Below are 23,659 nucleotides of genomic sequence, written 5' to 3' on the forward strand. Positions count from 1 at the left end.
TTTTTGGCGAGTGGTTGAATTTATTGTAGTTTCGGAAAGTAACATTATTAATAAAATACGTACAGAATGAGATTTTTGAAATCGATTAAAACTTTAGTGGTCTGCATTGCAACAGTAAGTGTTGGTGCTTTTTCGCAAGTGAATGCACAGGAACAAGTACAGGTTAGCGATGTGGAACTGAATAAAATTGCCTCGGCTTTTCAGGATATTCAGAAAGTGAATATGGAAGCTCAGCAACAAGTAATGAAAACAGTTCAGGAAAGTGGTTTTGATGCCAATAGGTTCAACAAAATGTACCAAGCTTCTGCATCTCCTGAAAAAACCGTTGATGCCAGCGACGAGGAGAAAGAACGCTTTGACAAACTGATGAACGAGATACAAGAAATGCAAGTGGGTTTTACCCAACAAATCGAGGAAATCATCAGCAATGAAGGATTGAGTATGGAGCGTTATCAAAAAATCGCCATGGCCTTGCAAACAGATGCAGATCTGCAAGGTAGATTGAGAACCATGTTGGAAAAACAACAGCCCCAATAAAATTTATTTTTGAACAAACGCAAAAAAGCCCTCTGAAAATCGGAGGGCTTTTTAATATGGTAATGATTTGAAGTTTATTTCGCTTCCGCAATTACTTCAAATGGGAATTCTACAATAACTTCCCTGTGCAATCTGATAATAGCTTCGTAAGGACCAACTCTTTTGACAGCTCCACCTTTAATGTTGATGAATTTTCTGTCGATTTGGTGTCCTTCTTTGTCCAAGGCAGCGGCAAGGTCGATATTGGTTACAGATCCGAACAATTTGTCGCCTGCACCAACTTTTGCAGCAATCTTGATTTCCAATTGCTTCAATGCATCGGCAATCTTAGTGGCCTCATCGATAACCTTTTTCTCCTTGTGGGCTCTTTGCTTAAGGTTCTCCGCCAAAACTTTTTTGGCAGAAGGCGTAGCCAAATCGGCCAAACCTTGCGGGATAAGGAAGTTTCTGCCGTAACCGTTCTTTACGGTAACGATATCATCCTTAAATCCCAAATCCTGTACATCTTCTTTTAGAATAAGTTCCATTCTCTGGTGTTTTTTATTTCAACATATCGCCAACATACGGCATTAACGCTAGGTGACGGGCACGCTTTACGGCCTGTGCCACTTTTCTTTGGTATTTCAAGGAAGTACCTGTAAGTCTTCTTGGAAGCAATTTACCTTGCTCGTTCACCAACTTCATCAAGAAATCCGGGTCTTTGTAATCAATGTACTTGATACCTGATTTCTTGAACCTACAATACTTCTTTTGCTTGCTGGTCTCAATATTAAGCGGGGTCAAATATCTGATTTCCCCGTCTTTTTTCGATTTTGCTTGTTGCTCAATAGATGCCATACCCTTATGCCTTTGCTTTTAGTTTGTCTCTTCTTTTTTCAGCCCATGCAATTGCATGTTTGTCCAATTTAACGGTCAGAAAACGCATAACGCGCTCATCTCTTCTCAATTCCAACTCGTATGGGCCAATGGCCTCACCTGGAACTTGGAATTCGAACAAGTGGTAAAATCCACTTTTCTTGTGCTGAATGGGATAGGCCAACTTCTTAAGTCCCCAATCTTCCTTGGAGACCATCTTGGCACCATTCTTAATCAAGAAATCTTCAAATTTCTTGACTGTTTCCTCTATCTGGGTCTCAGATAGAACGGGATTCAAAATGAAAACAGTTTCGTAATGGTTCATTATAATATATTTTTAAAGGAGCGCAAAATTAATAATATTTCTTTCACCCTGCAAGAAAAGTAATAAAACTTCGTTTAAGTACAAGAGTTATCAACATTGAAAAACCCAATAAACCTAAATAACACTTATGGCAATTTACACAACAAAATACACCATGTTTACATCTTTTGTTGCTCTTAAACGGGTTTTTTATGTAATTTGCCGATGATTTAAAACCCTACAAATCACCCCATTCTATGAAATTAAAAAGTATAATTGTAGACGATTCCTCGATGCAGCGCATGGCTGTTGCGAAATTGGTCAACAATCATCCACACCTAGCTTTGGTAGCTGAGTACAGTAATGCCATTGAAGCCAAAAATGGCCTGAAAAACCACGAAATCGACCTTATCTTTTTAGATGTTGAAATGCCGATAATCAGCGGTTTTGACCTTTTAGAGGCCCTAGAGAACCCACCACAGGTTATCCTGATTACCGGAAAACCTGATTATGCACTTAAAGCGTTTGACTACGACGTTACCGATTACCTTCATAAACCCATCACTTTGGCCCGTTTTGAGGCTTCTGTAAAAAGAGCTGTTGCCAAATACGAGCAAATGAACAGAGTCGATGAGGACGAAGAACATATTTTTGTGAAAAGCAACCTTAAGAAACGTAAGGTTATATTAAACGACATCAAATGGATCGAAGCATTGGGCGATTACATCAAATTGGTAACCGATGAGGCCAATATCGTAATCCTTTCTACCATGAAATCTTTCGAAAAGCAATTGCCTGCCGAAAAATTTCTACGTATCCATAAATCCTATATTGTGAATCTGGAGAAGATTGAGAAATTCAACAGTAAAAATGTTGAAGTTGGGGGCAGACAGATTCCTTTGAGTAGAAACAAGAAAACCGAACTGGCCGAAGCGCTGGCCAATGTATAATTATATGTGGTCCACATTGTAGATCAGTCTTACACTTTTATACTTGGAAATAGCATTAAAGGATTTTTCAATTCCTTTAATGCTATTTTTTGTTTGTACCAATGGCTGCTTGCGTGGAATCTTGACCATAATGTTTTTTAGATAATCCCTTCGGATTCTCGATACAGGTGGGTATTCAGGCCCAAGAATGTTTGGGCCAAGTACATTGCGTAACGAGCCCGCCAACCAATCAGCTGCTTCATTCAATTTATTGAAATCCTTATCCTTCAAGGTTATTTTGATAAGGCGCACCAAAGGTGGGTACTTAAACTGTTCCCTTTCATAAAACTGCTCCTTGAACATCTTATCATAACTGTTCGTGGTAACCTGCTGTAATATTTGATGGTATGGATTGTAGGTTTGGATCAACACTTTGCCGCGCTTTTGGGTACGCCCTGCCCTACCCGCTACCTGCGTCAACATTTGAAAACTACGTTCATGGGCACGGTAATCAGGGAAATTCAGCATGGAATCCGCATTCATTATCCCTACCAAACTCACATTTCGAAAATCGAGACCCTTCGTGACCATTTGGGTACCCACCAGAATATCCATCTCTTGGTTTTCAAAAGACGAGATGATTTTTTCATACGCATATTTACCACGCGTGGTATCCAAATCCATGCGACCAACCTTAACATCTGGAAACAACTGTCCCAATTCCTGTTGAATCTGCTCGGTGCCAAAACCTTTATTGTCCAACGTGGGGCTGCCGCAGGCCAAACAAGCTTGCTGCAATGCCATGTGATAGCCACAATAATGGCAGCGCAGTTGATTTCTATGTTGATGATAGGTCAAGCTCACATCGCAATTGGGACACTGAGCCACATGACCACAGGTAGTGCATTCCACAACTGGGGCAAACCCTCTTCGGTTTTGAAAAAGAATGATCTGTTCCCCTTCTTCCAACGCTTCCTCGATGGCCTTGATCAAAATTTCCGAAAAATGACCTTTCATTCGGCGTTTTCGTGTGGCTTCTTTAATGTCCACCAAGTTGATATCTGGCATCAACACATCGCCAAAACGATGCGCAATGGAAGCGTAACCATATTTTTGGGTCTTGGCATTGAACATGCTCTCAATGCTCGGTGTTGCGGAACCCAACACAATATTTGCCTTGTGAAGGGCCGACAAGACCACCGCAGCATCCCTGGCGTGGTAACGTGGTGCGGGATCAAATTGTTTAAAGGAGCTTTCGTGCTCCTCATCCACCACTACCAAACCTAAATTTGTAAAGGGAAGGAATAAAGACGAACGTGCACCGATAACTATCTGGGCCTTTTCAGCATTGTTCAATACATTGTTCCATACTTCTACCCTTTCGTGAATGCTATATTTTGAATGATACACGGATACTTGATGCCCAAAGTAATGCCTCAATCTATTGATCAATTGTGAGGTCAGTGCAATTTCTGGAAGTAAATACAACGCTTGTTTGCCTTCGTCCAAGCATTTTTGAATCAACTTTACGTAAACTTCCGTCTTTCCCGATGATGTAACTCCATGCAACAAAACAGGTTTTCCTTCATCAAACCCCTTATTGATATCCTCCAAAGCTCGATGCTGATACTTATTTAAGTCTACATGCTTGGATTCATCCGACTGTCCATCAAATTGTACCCTATCTTTTCGAATGTGGTATTCCCCCAGAATGTTTTTATCGATAAGTGCCTTGATTACCGCTCGGGAACTCCCACTCTCCTTTTCCAAATCAGCAATGGGAATGGGTTTTGTGCTTTTGGCTTTCAGCTGAAACAGGGAAAGTACCACCTGACTCTGTTTGGGTGCCCGAGTGAGCTCGTTCAATAATTCGGCCAACTGTTCCTCGTCATCATATTGATCGGAAAGTTTGACATAGCGAACCAATTTGGGTTTGTATTGCTCGTACAATTCTTCTTTTTGGAGCACTACTCCCTTATGGACAAGCGCATTTATAAGTTTGAGGACATTTTTTTTGTCCACAATATCGCTTACCTCGGAAATCTTCAATGCAGTTTGATGCTGTAGTGCCTCAAATACCAGAAACTCGTCATCTGTAAGCTCCGCTTCATCCACATCGGCATTTTTGTTAGGCAATACCAAGGTTTCGCTTTCCAACATAAAAGCGCTGGGCAAAGCACTCCGGATGACTTCTCCCAAAGTGCACATGTAATATTTGGCCACCCATTCCCAATGCTTTAGCTGCATTTGGGTTACTACGGGCTGCTCATCGAGAATTTGATAGATTTCCTTGGGTTCGTAGGCCTCGGGTGCATTTTGGTGCACTCGATATGCCAGAGCGGTATATATTTTTGATTTGCCAAAAGGAACGGCAACGCGCATTCCTTCCTTAATAAAATCCGCTTCGGCCTGCGAAATTTTATAGGTAAAGAGTTTTTCCAAAGGAATGGGAAGAACAACATCCAAAAAATAATCCATACATCAATTCTCTACAACCCGATGCCATGTTTGGGTTCTGTACAAAAATGCCAAATAGCCTCTTACCTTGAGTCGATTTTCATTATCATCATCCAGCCACACCCTTCCCTTAAAGGTCATGGCTTGTTCAGGATCAAACAGCTTATCTCCTTTGTAAATACCTTTTTTGTTTTTCTCAAAATCCTCCATGATCTTCATGCCGAGAATGGGTTTATCTTTTTTGTCGCCTTCACATTTGGTACAAAGAGCGCCCTTTTTCCCTTTCTCCAGAATCTCAACCACCTTGGCGTGCATCAATCCATCTTCCTTGTAGATTTCGATGATGGCCTTGGTAATTCCATTTCTGTCGTCAATGGTTTTCCACTTTCCAAAAACGGTCTGCGACCAAGTTATCTGAGAAAGCAGAAAACATAGAAGATACATCCACTTATTGAGGGTTTTGCTGCTTTTCATGTCGTTTTTTTAAGGAGTTCAACGTAGCATTCAATTCGAAACCTAGCAATAATATATTAGAATTCAACCATATGAACACCATTAAAATCAATAATCCTCCCAAAGCGCCATAAAGTTCGTTGTACCGTGCAAACTTCTCTACGTAAATCCCGAAAAGATATGATGTCAATAAGAATAAAAGCGTGGTAAGCAATGCTCCGGCTGAAAAAAACCGTGCTTGCCTGCCTTCCGCAGTACCGAAATAGTACAAAATAGCCGTTGCCAAGTATGAAATGAACAGAAAGAACAACAGTTTTGCAAATTGAAGCCCAACGGCATCGCCTTTCTCGATATCGGTCCCCAATGCCTTTCCAAAGAACTCACTTGCGTTACCCACAATATAAAACTCAAAATAAACAAAGGCGACAGCACCAATTATCAATAAAATAGAGAGAATCAACCCTACCATTAAGGCGTAGGCATATTGACGAAAGAAGTTTCGGGTAAGCTCTACGTGATAGGAGTACTCGAACCCGCCAAAAATGGCATTGACACCATTGGCCACTAAGAATATGGACAGAAAAAAGGCCGAGGACAACAGCCCCCCCTGCTTTTGATCCTTGATCTGCTGATATATTTCACTGAAGTAATCACTTGTGGCAGAAGGTAGAAAAGACTCCAAAAAGTTAAGAAACTGGGTGTCAAAATTGGCATTGCCCACACTCACATACGGAATGATGAACGGAATCAAGGTCACCATAAAAATAAGCAATGGAAAGAGCGCCAAAAAAATACTGAACGCAATGGAACTTGCCCGGGTGGACACGGCCCCCTTTACGATACCCACCAAATACATTTCAACAAGATCATAGAGGGAAAGTCCTTCAAAAGCTTTGAGCTTTATTTGTTTCAATAGGCGCACCAGCCAATTGATTACAGGTATTTTTTCCAATTTCTCCTCTATGGCTGCGGACATTTAAACGGCTTTTAAACTTAGATCCATGTTGTAAACGGAATGGGTCAAGGCTCCGGATGAAATATAATCCACGCCACATTCGGCATATTTTCGAATGGTATCCTCTGTGATGCCTCCCGAAGACTCGGTAAGGCATTTGTCCCCTATCCTTTTGACGGCCTCACGGGTTTCATCATAATCAAAATTGTCTAGAAGAATTCGATATACACCTCCTGCTTTTAAAATTTCATCAACTTCTTTCAAATCCCTAGCTTCAACAATAATTTTAAGGTCCTTCCCCTTTTCAGATAAATAGTCTTTTGTTTTTTGAATGGCTTTTGCGATGCCACCTGCAAAATCAATATGATTGTCCTTGAGCATGACCATATCGTAGAGGGCAAACCGATGGTTTTCCCCTCCTCCGATTTTAACGGCCCATTTTTCCAAGGCACGGATTCCGGGGGTAGTTTTTCGGGTATCCAATATCTTGGTGCCCGTCCCGTCCAAAATGGAAACAAAATCCTGGGTCTTGGTGGCAATCGCACTCATACGTTGCATGGCATTGAGTACCAATCGCTCCGCTTTCAGGATGCTTTGGGAGCTACCCTCCACATAAAAAGCAATGTCGCCATATTTGACCTTTGCGCCATCTTCCAGCAAAATTTCCATGGTCAACTTTGGGTCAACATAGTTGAACACTTGTTTGGCAAAATCCACTCCAGCGAGAATGCCCTCGTCCTTTACAAGAAGTTTTGCCTTTCCTTGAGCCGATGCAGGAATGCAAGCCAAGGAACTATGGTCGCCATCGCCAACATCCTCCCTTACGGCATTGGCAATGATCAAATCCAGTTCGTTTTGAAATTGTTCTTCGGAAATCATCCAATTGGGGTTTTAACGAAAATAGTAAAAACATTGCTCCATATACATGACTTTGGCATGCTTAATTTAAGCTGAAACGTTTATTTTTGACCATGCAGATTACCATACTTGCCATTGGAAAAACCGATAAGTCTGAACTTGAAGAACTTATAACCGTTTATGAGAAGCGGTTGAAGCATTACATCAAGTTTCAATTGGAGATAATTCCAGATATAAAAAATCGAAAAAATCTTTCTGAAGCGCAGCAAAAGGAGAAAGAAGGCGAACTTATTCTAGCACAACTCCAACCCACAGATACTTTGATTCTGTTAGATGAAAAGGGAAAACAATACACTTCGATGGATTTTGCCCAATTTCTTCAAAAAAAGATGAACAGTGGTATCAAAAGCCTAGTTTTAGCCATTGGAGGGCCTTATGGTTTCAGTGATGCCGTTTACGCAAAAAGTTCGGGAAAAATAAGTTTGTCCAAAATGACATTTTCCCATCAAATGGTTCGATTGTTCATTGTGGAACAGATTTACAGAGGGTTTACCATTCTAAGGAATGAACCCTATCATCATCAATAATTAAATGATAGACCGCTTCGCTCAAGGATTAAAGAGCAAAGACTTTTAGTGATTATTTGCTGGTCCTTTATTCTTATGTCTTATATCTAATAGAGACTAGTAAAGCACCCTGAACTTGATGGTGTTCTCGATTTTCTTGAGAGCCTTGATTACATCTTTATCGTATTCCTTATCCAAATCAGTAATCACATAACCAACCTCACTATCCGTGGAAAGGTACTGCCCTGAAATGTTGAGCCCGTATTGCGCCAATATTTCATTGATCTTGGCCATAATGCCAGGAACGTTTCGATGGATATGCAAAAATCGGTGTGCGTTGTTTTGTTTGGGCAATCTTATGTTCGGGAAGTTTACGGCATCCACTGTGTTCCCCGAATTGATATAATCCATGATTTTATTGGGCACAAAATCGGCAATATCTCGCTGTGCCTCCTCGGTACTACCTCCAATATGAGGTGTAAGGATCACGTTGGACAACCCTTGCAATGGAGTTTCAAATGCCCCGTTGCTTCTAGGCTCGGATGGATAAACATCAATGGCCGCACCTCCCAATTTACCATTTTTCAGCGCATTGGCCAAGGCATCAATATCCACTACAAATCCTCTGGATAGGTTAATGAGCTTGGCACCATCCTTCATTTGGTTGAGCTCTCGCTCCCCGATAAAGTTTTTATTGGCCTTGTTATCGTCCACATGCAGAGTAACCACGTCGGAAACATTCAATAAATCTTCCAAAGTGTCACATTTAACAGCGTTACCAAGGGCCAATTGATCGTTCACATCGTAGTAATACACTTTCATCCCCATGGCCTCGGCAAGTACGGACATTTGCTTGCCAATGTTTCCGTAACCCACAATACCTAGATTTTTACCGCGCACTTCTTGCGAACCAGCAGCAGTCTTGTTCCACTCTCCGCTATGGATTTCCGTACTGCGTGGAAAAATACTGCGCATCAGCATAATGGTCTGCCCAATGGCAAGTTCCACCACAGAACGCGTATTACTGTAAGGTGCATTAAAGACCACTACACCTTTCTTTTTGCTATAATTCAGGTCTATCTGGGTGGTACCGATACAAAAAGCACCAACAACCAACAATTTATCAGCGGCATCCAATACTTTTTGGGTAACCTGGGTTTTGGATCGGATTCCCAGTACATGGACACCTTTAATGCGTTCAATAAGGTCTTCTTCGGAAAGACTGGTTTTGATCAGCTCCACCGAAAATCCTTCTTCAGAAAGATTTTCAAAAGCTGCTGGGTGTACATTTTCCAGTAAAAGGATCTTGATTCTGTTCTTGGGGTATGATAAGTTTCTTGGCAAATCGTTTATAAATAAAAATTCATCTAGGTTAGGTGCTACGTGATCGGCATTGTTGGCCGCTTTTTCACGATGCACATTTTCTGTGTAGGCGAAAAACTTATGGGCAATTCCTGCTTCGCGCATTACATAATCGCTATAGCCATCGCCAATTACCTGGACCTCGCCAGCCAAATCCAGATTTTTTAAACATTGTATTTTTCCGTTGTGGGCCGCCAGTACATTTTTTTCATCAAAACCTGTTATGTTACCTTCCTCATCAAAGGTAAAGGTATTGGCGTATACCCTATCGGATGGTATGTTGTATTCTTCAACAATGGGATCGATAAATTCCTTGAAGCCACAGGAAATCACATAGATATCCTCGGAATATTCATGAAAGAATTGCTTGTTCGTTTCAATAGACTTTGAAATCTTTTGACGTAGTTCCACCACTAAGTCCTCCAAATCACTCTTGTTGGCATTCAACAAACGGATTCTTCGCTCCAAGGATTCCGTGAAGGAAATATCCCCATCGATCCCTAAATTGGTGATCTTTTGGATTTCCGCTACGATCTCGTCCCTTTTTGGATTGCCTTGAAGGGTCATTTCCGCCAAAACGTCCAACGCCTCTACACGTGTGAGCGTACTATCAAAATCGAACACATATTTGCGCCCTGTTTCCACCATGAGCTATTTCAAAAAAATTAAGGTGTAAAATTAAACATTAATTCCATCCTTATAATCGGAACTTATTAAAAACCTTACACATTTGCGGATAAATCAAAAATCCATTACGATTTGTTTCAAATACCACCCTAAAAAGCTCATTTACTAACTTCCAATTCTCAAAACCAACGTCTTGTGAGCTTGCAATAAATATTATAATCCTGCCCAAACAGTTCCATCAAGGTCTCCTCCTCAGGTTTTATCTGAAAATGGTTCATATAGGAAACAAAACCTGCAGCAATCAATGTATTAAAGGCATTCCCCAATTGTAGACCAAAAGCCAACAACACCAAAAGAAGCCCCAAATACATGGGATTACGGCTATAATTGTACACCCCTGTCGTTATTAATCGAGTGGTTTTCTGTGGGTGTACGGGGTCCAGTGTTGTTTTATTGATCAAAAACTGTACTACAGCTATAGCTCCTATTAGCACACCTAGTCCAAAGAGTACCCAAGCCAATTCATTTCGCGCAAAAAAATCAAATTCACCAAAAGGCAAAAACCTGTCCAAAACATACATCAATCCCCCAAAAACCAGCATTATTACAGCAGGTGGCACTTTCATTTTCATAAAAATCGCTTAAAGTCCGAAATTACTACTTTTGAAACTCAAAATAGAACCCTTTTTGATTTGAAACTAGTTTTTGCCACCCATAACGACCATAAACTGAAAGAAGTTCAACAGTTACTTCCTGAAAGCATTGAGCTTCTATCCTTAAAGGATATCGAATGCTTTGATGAAATTCCCGAAACTGGCGATACACTGGAAGAAAATGCAAAGATCAAAGCGGATTACGTAACCCAAACCTATGGTTTGGATTGTTTTTCCGATGACACAGGTTTACTTGTTGATATTTTGGATGGTGCTCCTGGCGTGTATTCTGCCAGATATGCGGGGGAGCAAAAAAAAGCCTCGGACAACATGGCAAAGCTATTATCCGAACTAGAGGGAACCAATGTCCGTTCCGCTCACTTTAAGACGGCAGTCCATTTAAATCTGCAAGGCGAAAGTTTTATTTTTGAAGGTATTGTGGAGGGTCAAATTACCACCGAACAACATGGAAAAGGCGGCTTTGGATACGATCCCATCTTTAAACCCGATGGATATGACAAAACCTTTGGGGAACTGCCTGCGGAGACCAAAAACGCTATCAGTCATCGTGGTAGGGCCATTCAAAAGTTGGTGACATTCTTAAAAAACAGGGCATAGTAGCTTGCACCGATCAAAATAAGTGTACCTTTGCCGCTTTATTAACGCCGCCGGTATGGGCAAGGTGTTGTGATGGGCTTGAACGGGAAATACTAAAAATCGCTCTATACAACACAAACATATTTGCGATTTAAGGTATTTACACCGCTATGACAAAATTTGAAGCCTTGGGGTTAGATCAACCCCTATTGGATGCTATTTCCGACCTTGGATTTGAATCCCCCTCTGAAGTACAAGAAAAATCAATCCCAATTTTATTGGAGCAGGAAACCGATTTGGTTGCCCTCGCCCAAACAGGAACAGGTAAAACCGCTGCGTTTGGATTTCCTATGATTCAAAAAATCCAACAGGACAGCAGAACCACACAAGGATTGATCCTCTCCCCAACACGGGAGCTTTGCTTGCAGATCACCAATGAATTAAAACTCTATTCCAAATACGTAAAAGGACTGAATGTTGTTGCCATATATGGTGGTGCCAGCATTACGGAACAGGCCAGACAAATAAAGAGAGGCGCACAAATTGTTGTGGCCACCCCTGGTCGAATGAAGGACATGATCGGCCGAAATATGGTGGACATCTCCAAAATTGATTATTGCGTACTGGATGAAGCCGATGAAATGTTGAACATGGGCTTCTACGAAGACATCAAGGACATTTTGTCCAATACACCGCAGGAAAAGTTTACATGGCTATTTTCGGCAACCATGCCCAAGGAAGTGGCTACAATTGCCAAAAAGTTCATGCACAAACCCATCGAGATTACCGTTGGGTCCAAAAACGCAGGTGCATCCACCGTACAACACGAATATTATGTAGTAGGTGGTCGTGATCGTTATGCAGCCCTTAAACGTTTGGCCGATGCCAACCCAGGTATCTTCTCCGTAGTATTCTGCAGAACCAAAAGGGATACCCAACGTGTAGCCGAAAAACTTATCGAGGATGGTTACAATGCTGGAGCCCTGCATGGCGATTTGAGCCAAAACCAAAGGGATTTGGTCATGAACTCCTTCCGTAAAAAGCAGGTGCAGATGCTGGTAGCTACCGATGTGGCGGCCCGTGGTATCGATGTAGATGACGTGACCCACGTGATCAACTATCAATTACCGGATGAAATCGAGACGTACACCCACCGTAGTGGACGCACAGGACGTGCCGGAAAATCTGGAATCTCCATGGTCATCGTAACACGTTCCGAGTTGAGAAAGATCAAGGCCATTGAGAAAAAAATCCAACAGGAATTCTTATCCAAAAAGATTCCCGATGGCATTGAAATCTGTGAAATCCAATTGTATCATTTGGCCAATAAGATCAAAGAAACCAAAGTCAACACAGAAATCGACAGCTATTTACCTGCCATCAACGATGTTTTGGAAGGTATTGATCGCGAAGAGCTCATCAAAAAGATATTCTCTGTGGAATTCACTCAATTCTACAATTACTATAGCAAGACCAAAGACCTCAACAGCTCAGACTCTGGAAAAGATAAAGGTGGCTCCAAAGGGGATATCCCGACCGAAGGTTCTGTTCGCTACTTCATCAATGTTGGGGAGCGAGATGGCTACGACTGGATGAGCCTGAAAGATTTCCTTCGTGACACTTTGAACTTGGAAAAAGAGGACGTCTATAATGTGGATACGAAAGATTCGTTCTCTTTCTTTAATACCGATGCCCAACTGACGGAGTTCATCCTTCAAACCTTTACAGACTTTAAACTGGAAGGACGCTTTATAAATGTTGAAGTTTCAAAGAACCCTGGCGGTAGCGGTGGAAAGGGCGGCAAAAAGCGTAGAGGCAGAAAAGGAGGGGGCGGAGGCCGAAGAGGCGGCAACAAGTCCTACAAAGGAGGTAAAAAAGGCGGTTATGGCAAAAAGGGGGGCAAGAAAAGACAGGGCTTTTATTAGTTAATTCTATATTAAATGATAAGTCTCCCCTATTTATTTTTCTTTGTTTAGTACTTTTATAGCTACAAAGATTGCATGAGAAGATCACTACTTATACTACTGTCCCTAATCCCACTACTCGGTTTTTCCCAAATTGAAGAAGAAGAAAACCAAGAAGTGAAGGAATTTACCGCAACGGTAATCAACGCCCAAACGAAATTTCCCTTGGAAAGCGTACACGTTGTGAACCTTAATCAGGTAAAAGGTACCATTACCAATCCTGAAGGTAAGTTTACCATTCCCGCAGCGGTCAATGATACACTTTACTTTTCGTACTTGGGATTCAAAACCCAAAAAGTAAGGGTAACCAATGACATGTTCCGATTTGGAAATACCGAGATTGCATTGACCGAATTGGCCTATGCCCTTGAGGAAGTAGTGGTAAGACCATATCAACTCACAGGTTATCTGGAAATAGATGTTAAGAACCTACCTATAAACAATGCGCGCCAGTACAGTATTTCGGGACTTCCCACCAGTTACGAAGCGGGAAACCGAAACCCAAGTGCGGTTACCAAGGTTTTGGGGGCCATTCTCAATCCGGCCGACCTCTTACGGAATCTTTTTGGGAAGAAACCAAAACAGATGCGCAAACTTCGTCAAATCAAGGAGGATGACAATATTCGAGATCTTTTGGCCTCGAAATTTGACAGGGAGACCTTGACAGAACTGCTTCAATTGGAAAAAGTGGACATCGAGGATATCCTCAACAACTGTAACTATTCCAAATCCTTTATCAAAACAGCGAACGACCTTCAAATTTTGGATGCTATCTCTAGCTGTTATGAAGAGTACAAAGTACTGAACAGAAACCAATAATCAACTTTTATCCAGATGTTTTTGGGATATCATGGCTGCGTAAATAAATTTCATAATTACGGATGCATTTTATAGCTTTAGACAAAATCCCAATGCATGAAAAAACTACTTGTAGTATTGTCGGTTCTACCCCTATTTATTGGCTGTAAGCAAGTTGAAAAAAAGCAACAAGAAACGCAGGTAGTTGAAATTGAAACACCTGAAAAAGAGGTGCCCTTTGTATGGGAAGGAGCAAATATTTATTTCTTACTGACCGACCGTTTCAACAATGGAAATCCCGAAAACGATGTTAATTTTGACCGAACCGAAGAAACCGCGGTTCTTAGAGGTTTTGAAGGAGGGGACATTCAAGGGATTACCCAAAAAATCGAAGAGGGATATTTTACCGATCTCGGCATCAATGCCATTTGGTTCACCCCTGTGGTGGAGCAAATTCATGGAGCAACGGACGAGGGTACAGGAAAAACCTATGGTTATCATGGCTATTGGGCCAAGGATTGGACTTCCATTGACCCCAACTTCGGAACCAAAAAAGATTTGGAAAAACTGGTGAAAACTGCGCACAGCAAAGGAATCCGTATTCTTTTGGATGTAGTTTTGAATCATACCGGACCAGTTACAGAAAAAGACCCAGTTTGGCCAGATGATTGGGTAAGGACAGGCCCAAAGTGTGAGTTTACCACCTACGAAAACACAACAGCATGTACCTTGGTGGAAAACCTACCTGATATTCTCACTGAATCCGATGAAACTGTGGAATTGCCCGATGCCCTCTTGGCCAAATGGAAAGAAGAAGGCCGCTTAAGCAAGGAGTTGGACGAACTCCAACTTTTTTTTGACCGTACCGGGTACCCAAGGGCACCTCGTTACTACATCATCAAATGGCTTACGGATTACATCAATGACCTAGGTGTTGACGGTTTTCGGGTGGACACCGTGAAGCATGTGAACGAAAATGCATGGAGTGACTTATATAAAGAAGCGGAATACGCATTTCAAACTTGGAAGAAAAAACATCAGAATCAAATATTGGACGACAACCCCTTCTATATGGTTGGCGAAGTTTATAGTTATGGTATTTCAAGCGGCCGCGATTTTAATTTTGGTGACAAAAAAGTGGACTTCTTCAATCATGGTTTTAAAAGCCTTATCAATTTTGAGTTCAAAAGTGATGGGGACAAAAGCTACGAGACCATTTTTAAAAAATACAGCAAACTCCTCCACACCAAATTAAAGGACAAAAGCGTACTCAACTATTTAACCTCACATGATGATGGCGCACCTTATGATAAAGACCGAACAAAGCCCTATCGCGCGGCCAATGTGCTTTTGTTGACCCCAGGGGCATCACAAGTATATTATGGGGATGAAACGTCCAGAAGTCTTATCATCGAGGGGACAGAGGGAGATGCCACGCTGCGATCATTTATGAACTGGGAAGACTTGGATAGTCTGCCAGAAATACAAAAAATACACAAGCACTGGCAAAAATTGGGTCAGTTTCGCGCTAGCCACCCCGCTATTGGTGCAGGAAAGCACAAACGTTTGGCCAAATCGCCCTATGTATTCTCAAGAACCTATGTCAATGGGGAATATCGAGATAAGGTGATCGTAGGGCTAGATTTACCTAAAGGTAAAAAATCGCTATGGGTAAAAGGGTTCTTCGGTGATGGCACCAAATTATACGACACCTATTCCGAGACCGAGGTTACTGTGACCAACGGAAAAGTCATCTTGGACAATGGTTTTGATATCGCGCTATTGGAGCTTGTGGAATAGCACTTACTGTCTGGAGTGCAATGCAATTCGGTTGCCTTCCGTATCCAAAAATACCGCCATATAGCCTATATCGGGACTTATTTGTGTCTTTCCCTGAACAATTTTGCCTCCACTGGGTTCAATTCGGTCAAGTTCCTCTTGAACATCCTTGCTGTTAAAGTAAACCAGCACCCCATCACTTTCACTTGGCTGGTACCAATCCTTGTTTTTGATAAGGGAACCGGAAGCCCCAGGTTTTCCATGATCTGCAGGAAACCATCCCATTTTGGTTCCTCCAAAATCCTGTAATTGAATTTCAACCTTAAAAACAGCATCGTAAAACTTTTTTGCACGGTCCATATCCGCTACGGGAATCTCGAACCAGCCAACCATATTGTATTCCATAACTTATTGGTTTTCCAAAATTTCCTTTAGACTGGCAAGACCTTCTTCAAAATCTTTGCCCACCGCTTTGTCCATGTTCATGAACAGCATCATAATACTCATAGGAAATTTGTTCTTCCCAGAAAAGCCCCAAATCACTTTGGTTATATTCGGATCAACCTCTTTGGTTACAATGTAGGCATCAGAAGTGGATTTAAATGGCTTCAAAAATCGAAGTTCCGAATCGATTCGCTCGCCTTCCACAATATTGATGATTTCCTGCTCCCCTTCCCCTACTTCCTTATTACCTTTCCAAGAACTAATGGCTCCCACTTCCCCATCAGTGCCCGTGAACTTTTTTTCCATATTAGGGTCACGTTTTCCCCAAGGGGACCATTCATCCTGTTTTTTCAAGGATTTGAGATATGCAAAAACATCACTTTTCCCTTTATGGATTTCGATAGAGCGGGAAACATCATAGTCTTTTGGGGCAATAACGGCCAAGATGAGGATAAGTGCCACCACTGCAAAAACAATATAAAGTATCAACATGACTGTGTAATTGATTGGTTTTCAATTAAAAATACAAAAAAAATTATTCAGCCAGATATCTTTTTATGATGCCATTGACGTCCTTTATGGATTTTTTGGCCCAATCCAAGCGCTTTTCCAGCACCTCGATATCCGATAACTGCCAATCAAGATGTGAATCACGTACTTTTTGTGCCAATTGCTGTATGATGATGGCTGCAGAAACGGAAACATTCAGACTTTCCGAAAAACCGACCATTGGAATTTTAAGGAATCCATCTGCCTGTTGCATAACCTCTTCCGAAAGTCCCTCCTTTTCCGTACCAAAGAAAATAGCGGATTTTTCCGATGGAAAAAAATCGGACAACAAGGTGGAATCATTGTGTGGTGTAGTGGCGATGATTCGATAGCCATCACTTTTTAATTGGGAAATGCAGTCCGCGGTACTTTTGTACCTGTGGACATCCACCCATTGTTCGGCACCCATAGCTATGTTCTTGTCCAAGCGTTTACCAAATCGGTCCTCAATCACATGAACATCCTGTATGCCAAAAACATCACAACTGCGGATTATGGCACTTGTGTTATGTAGTTGGTACACATCTTCAATGGCAACGGTAATATGTCTCGTTCGTTGTTGCAAGACATTCAAAAAGCGTTTTTTTCGCTCTTCGGTAAGATAGGTTTCAAGGTATGTCAACAAATCATCATCAAACATAAAACCAAGATAGGAAAAAATGGAATTTTGATTTCCCCAACGATGGATTTGCTATCTTAGAAGCAAATTGATTTCCAAACTTAAAATACCAAGACAAAGATGAACACTAAAACCCTAACCCTGTTAATTTGCTATTTATATGGGGTTGTTTTAGTTGCCCAACAGCCCAAAGAAAATCTCAATAACCCCATTTTTGAAGGATGGTATGCCGATCCCGAAGGAGTTGTCTTCGGAGATACGTATTGGGTCTACCCAACCTTTTCGGATGATTATGACAAACAGCTTCATTTTGATGCCTTTTCATCCAAAGACCTAGTAAACTGGGAAAAGCACGAACGTATTTTGGACACTACCAAAATCAAATGGTTGCGACAGGCTTTATGGGCTCCTTCTATAATTGAAAAAGACAGTAAGTACTACCTGTTTTTTGGTGCGAACGACATTCAACGCCCAGAAAGAAGCTCTTACGACCCAAATAACGACATCAATCATTATGGAGGAATCGGTGTCGCCGTAGCCGATAATCCAGGCGGTCCTTTTACAGATTATTTGGGCAAACCCTTGATTTCTGATTTTTATAACAATGCCCAACCTATTGACCAATTTGTGTTTAAAGATGTGGACGGCACCTATTACTTTTTCTATGGAGGTTGGAGCCATTGCAACTTAGGGAGGCTCAATGAAGATTTTACGGGTTTTGAACCTTGGGAAGATGGCAGTCTGTTCAAGGAGCTCACGCCCGAGGGTTATGTGGAGGGTCCATTTATGTTTTTTCGAAATGGGATTTATTACTTTATGTGGTCCGAAGGGAATTGGACAGATGGCAGCTATAAAGTGGCCTACGCCATGGCGGACAAACCCACGGGACCCTACGATCGCATCGGGACGATTTTGGAATCAAAGGAAGGGGATATTGCCACTGGAGCCGGCCACCACTCTGTAATCAATAAACCAGGTACAGATGAATGGATCATCGTATATCACAGAAGACCGATTCCCAATGAGGACCGTGATCATCGTGTAACCTGTATGGACAAAATGGAATTCAATCCGGACGGCACTATAAAACCCGTGATCATGACTTTTGAAGGGGTTGGGAAAAAATAATCTAGGGCAACCCGCGAATACTCAGCAAATGATTGGAAAAGAAATACTGGAGCTACGCCACAAATTGCATGCAAACCCTGATTTATCCAATGAAGAATGCAAAACAGCTGGAATCATCAAGGATTTCATTGCTGAATATGATCCCACCGAAATCATTGAAGGAATCGGTGGAACTGGTCTTGCTGTTGTGTACAAATTTTCAAATGAAGGTCCGACCATAGCCATTCGTTGTGAGTTGGATGCCCTCCCCATTAAAGAACCCAATCCTATCCCCTACAAATCCAACAATAAAGGTGTATCCCATAAATGCGGTCACGATGGTCACATGTCCATTGTTGCCAGCATCACAACATGGTTGAAAGAACAGCCCTTGGAATCAGGCTCCGTTGTGCTACTCTTTCAACCTGCGGAAGAAACGGGAGAAGGAGCAAAACGGGTAATCGAAGATGAAAGATTCAAGGATTTACAAACCGATTATGTTTTTGCACTCCACAACATTCCAAAAGAACCAATGCATAGCATCATTTTAATGGATAACGGGTTTTCTGCGGAAGTAATCAGTGTGGTCATTAAGCTCAAGGGAAAAGAATCCCATGCTTCGGAACCCGAAAATGGTATCAATCCAGCCATGGGACTATCAGAAATGATTCAAGGTATATCCAAACTGAATGTTTCCGACATATCCCATCCAAACTTTGCCATTGCAACACCCGTACATATCAATATGGGACAAAAATCCTATGGAATTTCCCCGGCCCATGGAGAGTTGCACTACACCCTTCGCACATGGACCACATCCAAAATGAATGAGTTGAAATCCAACTTGGAGCATCTCGTGCGAACCATAGGCCATCAACACAAGCTAAAATGGAAATTGGAATGGTTGGAACATTTTCCTGCGAGCATCTTGGACAAAGAAAGCAATGAGGTGGTAAGACATGCAGCCAAAGCCAATAATTACAAAATATCAGAGCGAAAAACACCCTTCAAGTTCGGTGAGGACTTTGGATGGTTTTCAAAAAAGTACAAGACCGCCATGTTCGGAATTGGTGCTGGGGAATCCACCCCCGCCCTCCACCATGCGGATTATGATTTTCCCGATGAACTCCTGACAACTGGATTTGCAATGTTCAAAAGCATAATTTTGAATCTAACAGAAGAAAAATAAACATGCCCAAGCCTAAAATCGTAGTGCTCACAGGAGCAGGAATGAGTGCCGAGAGTGGCCTAAAAACTTTTAGAGATGCCAATGGCCTATGGGAAGGCCATGATGTAATGCAAGTTGCCTCTCCCCAAGGTTTCGCCAAAAACCCTGAATTGGTTCTGGAATTCTACAATCAACGAAGGCGACAATTATTGGATGTTTCTCCCAACAAAGGTCACATGGCCCTGGCCGAATTGGAACAAGGATTTGATGTGAGCATTATTACCCAAAATGTGGACAACCTGCACGAACAGGCGGGCAGCTCCCGCGTAGTGCATTTGCACGGAGAACTCTTCAAAGTGCGCAGTACGGTCAATGAAAACCATGTATTGGATTGGAAAAAAGACTTGATTTTGGGGGATACCGATGACCATGGACACCAGCTACGCCCCCATATCGTATGGTTTGGGGAAATGGTTCCAATGTTGGAAACCGCAGCGCAAATTACCCAAGAAGCCGAAATATTGATCATAGTGGGCACTTCCATGCAGGTGTACCCAGCAGCTGGCTTGATTCATTATGCACCCAAACAAACCCCTATTTACTTTGTCGACCCGAAACCAAATATTAGATCAACTGATTTTGACAACCTTACCGTCATCCCTAAAACCGCCGCCGAAGGAGTTCCTGAATTGGTGAACGAACTTTTTAATAGTTAGCCCTAGCCCCATCTGCCCAAGCCACCAAAGCACTTATTTGCTCTTCGGACAGGTTGGCATCTGCATGGGTCCATGTATACTCGTTCAAGGGCATACTACCTCGCTTTACCTCTTCAACCACTTCTTCCAGTTTGTGATCCTTCTTTTCGGCATCATAACTTTCCCAATCGGAAAAATTCAAATGTCTTTTTCCATCCTCGATATGGTTGGCCAACCAATAGGAAATTGGAGCGATGTTATTGTACCAAGGGTATTCTGTATTGGCACTATGGCAATCATAGCAAGCTGTCTTCAAAATTTGCTTTACCTCAGCAGATAGCTGGGTCTCGGCTTCAAAAGCAGCCACATAATCACCTTCGGCAATATTCTTCTCTGGACGGTAAAATTGCATGGCTATCAAAATAACCAACAAGGCTATTGCTATTTTTTTCACTATTTTCATCACGTACTGGATTTTAGTAAATATATCGATTTTTTTGTGACCGAAGAGCAGCTTCATATCGTGCTTAATTCAGGTAGAATATCCAAATCCAAAATTGATGGGTTGGTCCTTCAATTGGAGAAGAAACCCCAATTGGCCCTGGTGCTTTATCACGAAGTTCTATTGGAGGACAAAGAAGGAACCTTCAATGCAAGCTGGACCTTTGATCATTTGATGAGGAAAGACCCCTCCTTAGTCCTCCCTTTTTTTGATGATTTTGTGAACGGTTTATCGGAATTAAAGACCGAATCCTGCGTTCGGCCCATTGCCCATGTATGTGAAATGGTTTGCGAAGCCTATTTCAATAAAAAGAGGCCAGAATTTGTTCAAAGCATCACTGACGAACAGTTGGAAAAGATCATGACCGTTTGTTTTGATTGGCTCATAAGCTCCATGAACGTTGCACCCAAGGTATTTGCCATGACCAGTCTTTATTATTTGGGCCTAAAATTTGATTGGGTCCACCCCGAACTTAAACTTGTCCTAGAGAAAAGCTACACCTCAGGCACTACAGGATACAAGAACCGCGCAAAAAAAACTCTGGATAAGTTGGCCAAATTGGGTGTCTAAACCGTAGCGTTTAAGTATCTTTGATGCTTTCAAAATTTTCCTGACCATGTCATTGACACAACTTAATGCCATTTCGCCGATTGACGGTAGATATAGAAACAAAACCGAGGCTCTGAAAGATTATTTTTCGGAAGAGGCTCTGATCAAATACCGTGTTCTAGTAGAGATTGAATATTTTATCGCCCTTTGTGAGATTCCTTTGCCTCAATTGGCTGATTTCAACAAAGCGTTGTTCCCTGAACTTCAAAAAATCTACCAAGAGTTTTCTGCGGATGATGCTCAAGTCATCAAGGATATAGAAAAAACCACTAACCACGATGTAAAAGCCGTGGAATACTTCATCAAACAAAAATTTGATGCTTTAAATCTTCAAAAATACAAGGAGTTCATCCACTTTGGTTTGACTTCACAGGACATCAACAATACTGCAATACCACTTTCCATCAAAGAGGCCATGAACGAGGTATATGTGCCCTCGTATTTGGAAGTTTTTGATAAATTGAAAGAGCTTGCCAAGGAATGGGAAAACATCCCCATGTTGGCTCGTACGCACGGTCAACCAGCTTCCCCTACCCGTTTGGGCAAGGAAATCGAGGTGTTTGTGGAACGTTTTAAAGAGCAATTCAATTTATTGAACGATATCCCCAGTGCTGCCAAGTTTGGTGGTGCCACCGGAAATTACAACGCGCACAAAGTAGCTTATCCCAACAACAATTGGAGAGCATTTGGTAAACAGTTTGTGCAGGAAAAATTAGGTTTACACCATTCCTTTCCCACCACCCAAATTGAGCATTATGATCATATGGCCGCTTTGTTCGATTGCCTTAAACGCATCAATACTATTTTGATTGATTTGGATAGGGATATTTGGACCTACATTTCCATGGATTACTTTAAGCAGAAAATAAAAAAAGGAGAAGTAGGGTCTTCGGCCATGCCGCACAAGGTAAACCCCATCGATTTTGAGAACTCCGAAGGAAATTTAGGTCTGGCCAATGCTGTTTTTGAACACTTGTCCGCCAAACTTCCAATTTCCAGACTGCAACGCGACCTGACGGACAGTACCGTTTTGAGAAATGTTGGCGTTCCTTTCGCACATACTTTGGTTGGTTTTCAATCTACTATAAAAGGGTTGAACAAACTGGTTTTGAACCAAGCCAAGTTCGAAAAGGATTTGGAGGACAACTGGGCCGTTGTGGCAGAAGCCATCCAGACGATTTTGCGAAGAGAAGGCTATCCTAACCCATACGAAGCCTTAAAAGGCTTGACGCGTACCAATGAGAAGATCAACCAAAAATCCATTGCCGACTTTATTGAAACCCTGGAAGTTTCTGATGCCATTAAAGCAGAGTTGAAACAAATAACCCCAGCGAATTACACCGGGGTTTAAGTTTGTCATTCCTGCGAAAGCAGGAATCCATGTCAAAATCTTTTACCTTTTACCATTAAACCTGAAAACCTAACGATCCAAGAATCCAACTATACGGTTATCCTTCTTTATGAATCTCCACTTGATGTGGGTATGGGATTTCAATACCAGCCTCATCCAAGGCGATTTTGCAGTTTTCATGAGTGGCAAAGTACACGTCCCAATAATCTTCGGGCTTGCAAAAAGGTCTCACAGCAAAGTTTACAGAACTATCGGCCAATTCCATCACATTTACTGATGGAGCAGGCTCCTTGAGCACCTTTGGGTTGGAGGTCAGTACATTCAACAGAACTTCTTTCGTCTTTTTGATATCTTCCCCATAACCAACACCAATTACGGTATCGACTCGCATTTTTCCTTCGGCAGTGTAGTTGATGATATTCCCATTGGCCATAGCTCCATTAGGGATAATGGCCAACTTATTTTGGGGAGTTACCAATTTAGTAGTGAATATTTCAATCCCTTTTACACTTCCCAGAACACCTTGTGCTTCAATGAGGTCTCCTATTTTATAGGGTTTAAAAATCATAATGAGCACACCGCCTGCAAAATTGGACAGGGAACCTTGCAAAGCCAATCCTACCGCAAGACCTGCGGCTGCAATTACGGCGGCAAATGTGGTTACATCAACCCCTAAACGAGAGATTACGATAATGATCAGAAATACTTTTAACGCCCAAGAAAAAAGGTTCAACAAAAACTTTTGGAGTGATTCATCGTACTTACTCTTGGACATTACCTTTCGGGTTCCGCCAATAATCTTTTTCACCACCCACATACCTATGATGTAGATGATAAGTGCCGTGATCAGTTTAGGACCAAATTCCTTGGCGAGTTCTATTCCATAATCAAACCATTCTTGTGCTTTTTCCATGATACCTA

The 23,659-nt window shown here is 41.9% G+C and carries 26 protein-coding genes; 12 read left to right on the forward strand and 14 right to left on the reverse strand.

What is annotated here, in order from left to right; genetic code table 11:
* Positions 1 to 66: 66 nt before the first annotated feature.
* The gene (locus PY092_RS08720) at positions 67 to 537 is read left to right on the forward strand and encodes a DUF4168 domain-containing protein (RefSeq protein ID WP_275615467.1); all 471 of its coding nucleotides are present in this window, start codon (positions 67 to 69) and stop codon (positions 535 to 537) included.
* Positions 538 to 611: 74 nt separating this feature from the next.
* On the opposite strand, the gene rplI is transcribed toward PY092_RS08720, so the two are convergent.
* From rplI to rpsF, 3 genes are read right to left on the reverse strand one after another with little or no spacing between them, the layout of a single operon-like run.
* On the reverse strand, positions 612 to 1,064 hold the full coding sequence (gene rplI, locus PY092_RS08725; protein ID WP_275615468.1) for a 50S ribosomal protein L9: 453 nt from the start codon (positions 1,062 to 1,064) through the stop codon (positions 612 to 614).
* Between the two features lie 13 nt (positions 1,065 to 1,077).
* Positions 1,078 to 1,374, reverse strand: a complete 297-nt coding sequence (gene rpsR / locus PY092_RS08730) for a 30S ribosomal protein S18 (RefSeq protein WP_014031368.1) — start codon at positions 1,372 to 1,374, stop codon at positions 1,078 to 1,080.
* A gap of 4 nt (positions 1,375 to 1,378) precedes the next feature.
* Positions 1,379 to 1,717, reverse strand: a complete 339-nt coding sequence (rpsF, locus tag PY092_RS08735) for a 30S ribosomal protein S6 (protein ID WP_127137866.1) — start codon at positions 1,715 to 1,717, stop codon at positions 1,379 to 1,381.
* A gap of 236 nt (positions 1,718 to 1,953) precedes the next feature.
* Between rpsF and PY092_RS08740 the strand changes: the two genes are divergently transcribed.
* Entirely contained in the window at positions 1,954 to 2,646 is a 693-nt protein-coding gene (locus PY092_RS08740) for a LytR/AlgR family response regulator transcription factor (protein WP_100818563.1), read from the forward strand.
* On the opposite strand, the gene priA is transcribed toward PY092_RS08740, so the two are convergent.
* From priA to nadC, 4 genes are read right to left on the reverse strand one after another with little or no spacing between them, the layout of a single operon-like run.
* Positions 2,647 to 5,103: a replication restart helicase PriA gene (priA, locus tag PY092_RS08745; RefSeq protein ID WP_275615469.1), complete on the reverse strand. Its 2,457-nt coding sequence runs from the start codon at positions 5,101 to 5,103 to the stop codon at positions 2,647 to 2,649.
* A 3-nt stretch (positions 5,104 to 5,106) separates the two neighbouring features.
* Positions 5,107 to 5,556: a DUF2147 domain-containing protein gene (locus PY092_RS08750; RefSeq protein WP_275615470.1), complete on the reverse strand. Its 450-nt coding sequence runs from the start codon at positions 5,554 to 5,556 to the stop codon at positions 5,107 to 5,109.
* Positions 5,531 to 6,511, reverse strand: coding sequence for a YihY/virulence factor BrkB family protein (locus PY092_RS08755; protein WP_275615471.1), 981 nt, complete (start codon positions 6,509 to 6,511; stop codon positions 5,531 to 5,533). Before PY092_RS08755 ends, PY092_RS08750 begins: the two co-directional genes overlap by 26 nt.
* Entirely contained in the window at positions 6,512 to 7,369 is an 858-nt protein-coding gene (gene nadC, locus PY092_RS08760; RefSeq protein WP_275615472.1) for a carboxylating nicotinate-nucleotide diphosphorylase, read from the reverse strand.
* Positions 7,370 to 7,461: 92 nt separating this feature from the next.
* Between nadC and rlmH the strand changes: the two genes are divergently transcribed.
* On the forward strand, positions 7,462 to 7,935 hold the full coding sequence (gene rlmH, locus PY092_RS08765; protein WP_275615473.1) for a 23S rRNA (pseudouridine(1915)-N(3))-methyltransferase RlmH: 474 nt from the start codon (positions 7,462 to 7,464) through the stop codon (positions 7,933 to 7,935).
* A 96-nt stretch (positions 7,936 to 8,031) separates the two neighbouring features.
* On the opposite strand, the gene serA is transcribed toward rlmH, so the two are convergent.
* Both serA and PY092_RS08775 read right to left on the reverse strand, forming a co-directional pair.
* Entirely contained in the window at positions 8,032 to 9,924 is a 1,893-nt protein-coding gene (gene serA, locus PY092_RS08770) for a phosphoglycerate dehydrogenase (RefSeq protein WP_275615474.1), read from the reverse strand.
* Positions 9,925 to 10,082: 158 nt separating this feature from the next.
* Positions 10,083 to 10,535, reverse strand: coding sequence for a methyltransferase family protein (locus PY092_RS08775; protein WP_275615475.1), 453 nt, complete (start codon positions 10,533 to 10,535; stop codon positions 10,083 to 10,085).
* A gap of 60 nt (positions 10,536 to 10,595) precedes the next feature.
* On the opposite strand from PY092_RS08775, the gene PY092_RS08780 reads away from it, so the two are divergent.
* The 4 genes from PY092_RS08780 to PY092_RS08795 all read left to right on the forward strand — a co-directional run bounded on the left by PY092_RS08780 (position 10,596) and on the right by PY092_RS08795 (position 15,715).
* Positions 10,596 to 11,174, forward strand: a complete 579-nt coding sequence (locus tag PY092_RS08780) for a non-canonical purine NTP diphosphatase (protein ID WP_275615476.1) — start codon at positions 10,596 to 10,598, stop codon at positions 11,172 to 11,174.
* A 149-nt stretch (positions 11,175 to 11,323) separates the two neighbouring features.
* Positions 11,324 to 13,078, forward strand: a complete 1,755-nt coding sequence (locus PY092_RS08785) for a DEAD/DEAH box helicase (RefSeq protein WP_275615477.1) — start codon at positions 11,324 to 11,326, stop codon at positions 13,076 to 13,078.
* Between the two features lie 75 nt (positions 13,079 to 13,153).
* Entirely contained in the window at positions 13,154 to 13,936 is a 783-nt protein-coding gene (locus PY092_RS08790) for a carboxypeptidase-like regulatory domain-containing protein (RefSeq protein ID WP_275615478.1), read from the forward strand.
* A gap of 96 nt (positions 13,937 to 14,032) precedes the next feature.
* Positions 14,033 to 15,715, forward strand: a complete 1,683-nt coding sequence (locus PY092_RS08795) for an alpha-amylase family glycosyl hydrolase (protein WP_275615479.1) — start codon at positions 14,033 to 14,035, stop codon at positions 15,713 to 15,715.
* Positions 15,716 to 15,718: 3 nt separating this feature from the next.
* Here the strand turns inward: PY092_RS08795 and PY092_RS08800 are convergent, their stop codons facing one another.
* Genes PY092_RS08800 through PY092_RS08810 form a run of 3 tightly spaced genes read right to left on the reverse strand, consistent with a single transcriptional unit; the run spans position 15,719 to position 17,327 of the window.
* Positions 15,719 to 16,099, reverse strand: a complete 381-nt coding sequence (locus tag PY092_RS08800) for a VOC family protein (RefSeq protein WP_275615480.1) — start codon at positions 16,097 to 16,099, stop codon at positions 15,719 to 15,721.
* A gap of 3 nt (positions 16,100 to 16,102) precedes the next feature.
* On the reverse strand, positions 16,103 to 16,630 hold the full coding sequence (locus tag PY092_RS08805; protein ID WP_275615481.1) for an SRPBCC family protein: 528 nt from the start codon (positions 16,628 to 16,630) through the stop codon (positions 16,103 to 16,105).
* A 43-nt stretch (positions 16,631 to 16,673) separates the two neighbouring features.
* Positions 16,674 to 17,327 carry a TrmH family RNA methyltransferase gene (locus PY092_RS08810; protein ID WP_275615482.1) on the reverse strand — a complete coding sequence of 218 codons (654 nt, stop codon included), beginning with the start codon at positions 17,325 to 17,327 and terminating at the stop codon, positions 16,674 to 16,676.
* 99 nt (positions 17,328 to 17,426) lie between these two features.
* Between PY092_RS08810 and PY092_RS08815 the strand changes: the two genes are divergently transcribed.
* Genes PY092_RS08815 through PY092_RS08825 form a run of 3 tightly spaced genes read left to right on the forward strand, consistent with a single transcriptional unit; the run spans position 17,427 to position 20,297 of the window.
* Positions 17,427 to 18,434, forward strand: a complete 1,008-nt coding sequence (locus PY092_RS08815) for a glycoside hydrolase family 43 protein (protein WP_275615483.1) — start codon at positions 17,427 to 17,429, stop codon at positions 18,432 to 18,434.
* Between the two features lie 28 nt (positions 18,435 to 18,462).
* Positions 18,463 to 19,602 (forward strand): amidohydrolase, encoded by a 1,140-nt coding sequence (locus PY092_RS08820; RefSeq protein WP_275615484.1) that lies wholly within the window; start codon positions 18,463 to 18,465, stop codon positions 19,600 to 19,602.
* A 2-nt stretch (positions 19,603 to 19,604) separates the two neighbouring features.
* Positions 19,605 to 20,297 carry an SIR2 family NAD-dependent protein deacylase gene (locus PY092_RS08825; protein ID WP_275615485.1) on the forward strand — a complete coding sequence of 231 codons (693 nt, stop codon included), beginning with the start codon at positions 19,605 to 19,607 and terminating at the stop codon, positions 20,295 to 20,297.
* Here PY092_RS08825 and PY092_RS08830 read toward each other — a convergent pair.
* Complete coding sequence (locus tag PY092_RS08830; protein ID WP_275615486.1) at positions 20,287 to 20,739, reverse strand: heme-binding domain-containing protein; 453 nt, start codon at positions 20,737 to 20,739, stop codon at positions 20,287 to 20,289. The two genes, PY092_RS08825 and PY092_RS08830, sit on opposite strands and share 11 nt — an antisense overlap.
* A 36-nt stretch (positions 20,740 to 20,775) precedes the next feature.
* Here PY092_RS08830 and PY092_RS08835 point away from each other — a divergent pair, with 36 nt between their 5' ends.
* Positions 20,776 to 21,348, forward strand: coding sequence for an adenylosuccinate lyase (locus PY092_RS08835; RefSeq protein WP_275615487.1), 573 nt, complete (start codon positions 20,776 to 20,778; stop codon positions 21,346 to 21,348).
* Between the two features lie 46 nt (positions 21,349 to 21,394).
* The gene (purB, locus tag PY092_RS08840) at positions 21,395 to 22,738 is read left to right on the forward strand and encodes an adenylosuccinate lyase (RefSeq protein WP_275615488.1); all 1,344 of its coding nucleotides are present in this window, start codon (positions 21,395 to 21,397) and stop codon (positions 22,736 to 22,738) included.
* Between the two features lie 97 nt (positions 22,739 to 22,835).
* On the opposite strand, the gene PY092_RS08845 is transcribed toward purB, so the two are convergent.
* Entirely contained in the window at positions 22,836 to 23,651 is an 816-nt protein-coding gene (locus tag PY092_RS08845) for a mechanosensitive ion channel family protein (RefSeq protein WP_275615489.1), read from the reverse strand.
* Between the last annotated feature and the right edge of the window lie 8 nt (positions 23,652 to 23,659).

The sequence above is a fragment of the Flagellimonas yonaguniensis genome, from assembly GCF_029193885.1.
Taxonomy (GTDB): Bacteria; Bacteroidota; Bacteroidia; order Flavobacteriales; family Flavobacteriaceae; genus Flagellimonas; species Flagellimonas yonaguniensis.

What these genes read in the sequence shown, in the direction of transcription:
- nadC (WP_275615472.1), bottom strand. Translation starts at nt 7,369, where the DNA reads ATGATTTCCGAAGAACAATTTCAAAACGAACTGGATTTGATCATTGCC.
- PY092_RS08825 (WP_275615485.1), top strand. Translation starts at nt 19,605, where the DNA reads ATGCCCAAGCCTAAAATCGTAGTGCTCACAGGAGCAGGAATGAGTGCC.
- PY092_RS08720 (WP_275615467.1), top strand. Translation starts at nt 67, where the DNA reads ATGAGATTTTTGAAATCGATTAAAACTTTAGTGGTCTGCATTGCAACA.
- rpsF (WP_127137866.1), bottom strand. Translation starts at nt 1,717, where the DNA reads ATGAACCATTACGAAACTGTTTTCATTTTGAATCCCGTTCTATCTGAG.
- PY092_RS08775 (WP_275615475.1), bottom strand. Translation starts at nt 10,535, where the DNA reads ATGAAAATGAAAGTGCCACCTGCTGTAATAATGCTGGTTTTTGGGGGA.
- PY092_RS08845 (WP_275615489.1), bottom strand. Translation starts at nt 23,651, where the DNA reads ATGGAAAAAGCACAAGAATGGTTTGATTATGGAATAGAACTCGCCAAG.
- PY092_RS08810 (WP_275615482.1), bottom strand. Translation starts at nt 17,327, where the DNA reads ATGTTTGATGATGATTTGTTGACATACCTTGAAACCTATCTTACCGAA.
- PY092_RS08790 (WP_275615478.1), top strand. Translation starts at nt 13,154, where the DNA reads ATGAGAAGATCACTACTTATACTACTGTCCCTAATCCCACTACTCGGT.
- PY092_RS08830 (WP_275615486.1), bottom strand. Translation starts at nt 20,739, where the DNA reads ATGAAAATAGTGAAAAAAATAGCAATAGCCTTGTTGGTTATTTTGATA.
- PY092_RS08805 (WP_275615481.1), bottom strand. Translation starts at nt 16,630, where the DNA reads ATGTTGATACTTTATATTGTTTTTGCAGTGGTGGCACTTATCCTCATC.
- rplI (WP_275615468.1), bottom strand. Translation starts at nt 1,064, where the DNA reads ATGGAACTTATTCTAAAAGAAGATGTACAGGATTTGGGATTTAAGGAT.
- rpsR (WP_014031368.1), bottom strand. Translation starts at nt 1,374, where the DNA reads ATGGCATCTATTGAGCAACAAGCAAAATCGAAAAAAGACGGGGAAATC.
- PY092_RS08815 (WP_275615483.1), top strand. Translation starts at nt 17,427, where the DNA reads ATGAACACTAAAACCCTAACCCTGTTAATTTGCTATTTATATGGGGTT.
- serA (WP_275615474.1), bottom strand. Translation starts at nt 9,924, where the DNA reads ATGGTGGAAACAGGGCGCAAATATGTGTTCGATTTTGATAGTACGCTC.
- PY092_RS08820 (WP_275615484.1), top strand. Translation starts at nt 18,463, where the DNA reads ATGATTGGAAAAGAAATACTGGAGCTACGCCACAAATTGCATGCAAAC.
- PY092_RS08755 (WP_275615471.1), bottom strand. Translation starts at nt 6,511, where the DNA reads ATGTCCGCAGCCATAGAGGAGAAATTGGAAAAAATACCTGTAATCAAT.
- PY092_RS08795 (WP_275615479.1), top strand. Translation starts at nt 14,033, where the DNA reads ATGAAAAAACTACTTGTAGTATTGTCGGTTCTACCCCTATTTATTGGC.
- priA (WP_275615469.1), bottom strand. Translation starts at nt 5,103, where the DNA reads ATGGATTATTTTTTGGATGTTGTTCTTCCCATTCCTTTGGAAAAACTC.
- purB (WP_275615488.1), top strand. Translation starts at nt 21,395, where the DNA reads ATGTCATTGACACAACTTAATGCCATTTCGCCGATTGACGGTAGATAT.
- PY092_RS08785 (WP_275615477.1), top strand. Translation starts at nt 11,324, where the DNA reads ATGACAAAATTTGAAGCCTTGGGGTTAGATCAACCCCTATTGGATGCT.
- rlmH (WP_275615473.1), top strand. Translation starts at nt 7,462, where the DNA reads ATGCAGATTACCATACTTGCCATTGGAAAAACCGATAAGTCTGAACTT.
- PY092_RS08750 (WP_275615470.1), bottom strand. Translation starts at nt 5,556, where the DNA reads ATGAAAAGCAGCAAAACCCTCAATAAGTGGATGTATCTTCTATGTTTT.
- PY092_RS08740 (WP_100818563.1), top strand. Translation starts at nt 1,954, where the DNA reads ATGAAATTAAAAAGTATAATTGTAGACGATTCCTCGATGCAGCGCATG.
- PY092_RS08800 (WP_275615480.1), bottom strand. Translation starts at nt 16,099, where the DNA reads ATGGAATACAATATGGTTGGCTGGTTCGAGATTCCCGTAGCGGATATG.